Raw genomic sequence first — 3,840 nt, 5'->3', positions numbered from 1 at the left:
TTCTTGGACTTCTCGACCAGCGCCTCACCACGGCGGGTGGACTCCGCCTTGGTGATTTTTTCACCGATGTATTCGATGATCGGCGCATCATTGGGAATGTCACAACGGGCAAAAATGCCGCGGTTATGGATGGAGGAGGAGCGAACGGTCCAGTAGCGTTTCGTGGGAGCTTGGGGCATGAGGGCAGGCGATCAACAGAAAATAGGAGCGCATGAAGTGTGCCGGGTGCCTGCAATGTCAAGGGATGAGGCCGAATGTTTCCCAGAGGCGCCAAATGAGTGAGCTCCACTTTCCGGTTGCTGCCGGGGTGCGGTGGGGCTTATTGCGCGCCCTTCAACCGACCTGACTTCCCATGCTCGAATTTTTCCGCCGCCACCGTGGTGCCTTCCTCATCACCCTGACGATCTCCATCATCATCTCCATGTTTTACTATGGAGTTTCCCAGACAACCGCAACTCATGAGAAAAAGCTGCTCCCAACGGACGTCGCTCTCACGGTGTTTGGCAAGGATTACAGCGTGGCCGATGTCCAGCGTGCGCAGCGCTCCGTGCAGTTCACCCAGTATTACCTGCAGGCCGATGAGCTGTCCTCGATCCTGAGCATCATCCCTTCCTCGGGCGGTCTGGAAGCTTTCGCCAATTTCTTTGTGGCACGTCACATGATGGAAGAACTCGGCATCCGCCCCAGCAATGCCGAAGCTCGTGCCGCACTGGACAAACTCCCCGCCCTGCAAAACAACGGCAAGCTCGACGTCTCCCGTGGCCAGATGCTGGAGCAGCTCGCCTCCTCCATGGGTTTCGACAGCGAGGCCCTGCTGGACATCATGAAGGACATCGTCGGCCTGCGGAAGCTGCAGGAACTCGTGACCAAGAGCTACACCGCCTCCCCTCTGGCCGCTGAAAAGCAGTATGCCAGCAGCTATCAGACCTTCAAAGGCTCCAAGATCACCTTTGAAACAGAGACCTTCAAAAAGGGCGCCACCGTGACCGATGACGAGATCAAGAAGTACTACGAGGAAAAGAAAGAGGAATACAAGACCGTGGAAAAACGCGCGGTGAGCTACGTCTTCTTCGAAAACGCCAAGGATCTCGAGAAGAAGCCGCTGGAAGAGCGCCAGAAAGCGCAAAACGCCATCGTGCAGCGTGTGAATGCCTTCAATGATCTCACCGTGAAGGAACACAAGAGCTTTGCCGATGCGGCCAAGCAGACGAAGGAAAAAGTCGAAACCATCCCCGCTTTTGCCCAAAGCAGCCCTCCTGACGCACTCAAGTCCGAAAGCGATGTGGTCGAACAGATCTTCGCCCGCCCCAAGGATTCGAAAGCTCCTGCGGAAGCCGTCGAAGGCATCAAGGGCTGGTACGTGTTTGACGTGACCCAGATTGAAGAGCCCAAGCAGCAGACGCTGGCCGAGGTGACTGGCAAAATCAAAGAGGTGCTGCTGGGACAGAAGGCGGATGAAGCCCGCACCAAGGCTGTGAATGAAGCGCGTCTGGCTTTGATCGAAGGCTTGAAGGCGGGCAAGAAGATCGATGAACTGGTGAAGGCTCAGAAACTCACCCTTGAGCCCCTGCCGGACATCGACATCGCCAACCCACCCCAGGAAGTCCCCAACAGCTTCTACATCGCCCAAGAGGCCGCGAGTACCGCCGTCGGCAGCGTTTCTCACGCCGTGGATGTGGACAACGGCAAAGCCACCGTGCTCGTCTACGTCAGCGCCAAGGAACTCCGCAAGCGCCCTGACGCCGCCGAACTGCGCAAGAGCCAGGTGGACTCCCTTTCTGATCAGGAGCGCCGCAGCCTCTTCCAGGCCTGGTTCAAGAAGCAGCACGAAGCCGCCCACATCTCCTACGCCAAGCTGGGCTGAGGCACCACCTATCGACGCGCATGAGCCACACGCCATCCAGCGTCGAAGAACTTTACGATGAAGCCAGCGGGCACGTCGCCCTTGGCGAACTGCCGGAAGCCATCGCCCTGTACCGGCGCTGCGTCGCGCTGGAGCCGGACCATTTTGAGAGCTGGCACGCCCTGGGCATGGCGCTGCTGCGCAACGGTGAGGTGAAGGAAGCCATCGGTGCCGGACTCATGGCGACCACCCTCCAGCCCAACGACCTGCTGGCGTGGACCGCTCTCTCGCAGATGTATGTGACCAACAAGCAGATCGCCGAAGCCGAGGACGCCAAAGGCAAGGCACGCATCCTTTCCCTGGGCGGCAAGGTGGTGAAGTAGTCACATCGCGTACCTGCGCCTGTGATTTGAAACTTCGACCATCAAAAATCGATTGTTCGACAATCGTCAATCCTCTGGCGTCCGAGTGTCCTGGGCGTGAGCGATTGACGATTGATGAACAAGGATTGTCGGTTTTTGAAGTGTTCAGCACGCGCCAAACACAACCAACCTACGACCACCTGCCATACGCTTTCCACTCGCGCAGGGCAGGCACGCATGCTAAACCGCGCGCATGTCCTCTCCACTTTTCAATCTCTCTGGCAAAGCAGCACTCGTCACCGGCGGCAGCAAAGGTCTTGGCAAAGCCATGGCCCGTGGCTTCGCCGAAGCTGGTGCAGATGTCTTCATCTCCAGCCGCAACGCCGAGGAACTCACCGCCGCAGCCGCTGAAATCGGCGCGGGATTGAACGTCAAAGTCGAATGGATGGTGGCCGACATGGCCGACCGCGCAGCCGTGAAGGCACTGGCCGTGGAGGCAGAAAAGCGCCTCGGCAAGATCGACATCCTCGTCAACAACGCCGGCATCAACAACCCGCAGGCCATCGACGAAATCACCGACGAAGTGTGGGACCGCAATGTCGAGGTGGATCTCACCGCCGTGATGTCCCTCACCCGCGCCGTTGTCCCGGGCATGAAGGCGCGCAAGTGGGGCCGCATCATCCACATCTCCAGCGTGCTCGGCGTCGGTGGTCGTTTGAAGCGCAATGTCTACTGCGCCTGCAAGGCCGCCCTCATCGGCCTCGCCCGCGCCAGCGCGCTCGATCTTGGCCCCTTTGGCATCACCGTGAACTGCCTCTGCCCCGGCCCCTTCCTCACCGACATGCCCGGCAAACTGCTCAATGACGAGGAGAAGCAATACTTCGCCGACCGCACCGCCGTGAAGCGCTGGGCAGCACCCCGCGAACTCGCCGGCCCCGCCCTCATGCTGGCCAGCGAAGCCGGCAGCTACATCACCGGCCAGGGCATCGTGGTGGACGGTGGAGCTGCGGTGAACGTGCTGTAAGACGGCCAGCTTTTCACTTCGATGGCGCGGGCGCTGCTTTGGCAGCCCCCTGCTCCGCCTTGCCAAAGAACATCAGATGCTGCCAAGGCAGGCCGTCGTACTCGCGCACGAGTTTGAAGCCGTTGGCGTTCATCTCCTTGTTGATCTGAGCCTTGGTCATTTTGTGCTCGGGCTTGATAGGCACGTTTTCATCTTCGGCGCGGAATTCCACCAGGACGAGCTGGCCGTCGGGCTTGAGGGCGGCGCGCATGCCGGCGAGCATTTGGACGGGGTGGGAAAATTCGTGATACACATCGACCATCAGGATCATGTCGCAGGTGTTCGGGGGCAGCTTGGGGTCGTGGTAGAGACTGTTGATCGGGACGATGTTTTTCAGGCCCTTGCTTTCGATGTTCTGCTTGAGCATCTCGATCATCTCCGGCTGCACATCCACGGCATAGACCTTCCCCTTCTCGCCGACCATTTCGGCCAGCGGCAGGGTGTGGTAGCCATTTCCGCAGCCCATGTCACACACCACCATGCCAGGCTTTACATGCAGCTGCTCGCGCATCTGGGAGGGGCCTTCCTCCGCCTCCCGGACGCGGCGCATCAGCCACTCGGCGCCCTTCCAG

Annotated in this window: 4 protein-coding genes; 3 read left to right on the top strand and 1 reads right to left on the bottom strand. The window is 59.6% G+C overall.

What is annotated here, in order from left to right:
* The first annotated feature begins 352 nt into the window (after positions 1-352).
* From WAW39_RS02320 to WAW39_RS02310, 3 genes are all read left to right on the top strand, one after another.
* Positions 353-1,864 carry a peptidyl-prolyl cis-trans isomerase gene (locus WAW39_RS02320; RefSeq protein WP_422315361.1) on the top strand — a complete coding sequence of 504 codons (1,512 nt, stop codon included), beginning with the start codon at positions 353-355 and terminating at the stop codon, positions 1,862-1,864.
* 20 nt (positions 1,865-1,884) lie between these two features.
* Positions 1,885-2,226 (top strand): tetratricopeptide repeat protein, encoded by a 342-nt coding sequence (locus WAW39_RS02315; RefSeq protein WP_422315359.1) that lies wholly within the window; start codon positions 1,885-1,887, stop codon positions 2,224-2,226.
* 232 nt (positions 2,227-2,458) lie between these two features.
* Positions 2,459-3,229 carry an SDR family NAD(P)-dependent oxidoreductase gene (locus WAW39_RS02310; protein ID WP_397379338.1) on the top strand — a complete coding sequence of 257 codons (771 nt, stop codon included), beginning with the start codon at positions 2,459-2,461 and terminating at the stop codon, positions 3,227-3,229.
* A gap of 13 nt (positions 3,230-3,242) precedes the next feature.
* Here WAW39_RS02310 and WAW39_RS02305 read toward each other — a convergent pair.
* Positions 3,243-3,840 (bottom strand): class I SAM-dependent methyltransferase (locus WAW39_RS02305; protein ID WP_422315356.1); only part of this gene is annotated, 598 nt, incomplete at its 5' end.

The sequence above is a fragment of the Prosthecobacter sp. genome, from assembly GCF_049294395.1.
Taxonomy (GTDB): Bacteria; Verrucomicrobiota; Verrucomicrobiia; order Verrucomicrobiales; family Verrucomicrobiaceae; genus Prosthecobacter.
Note: the sequence above shows the minus strand (reverse complement) of the source record. Positions and strands in the feature narration are given on the sequence as shown.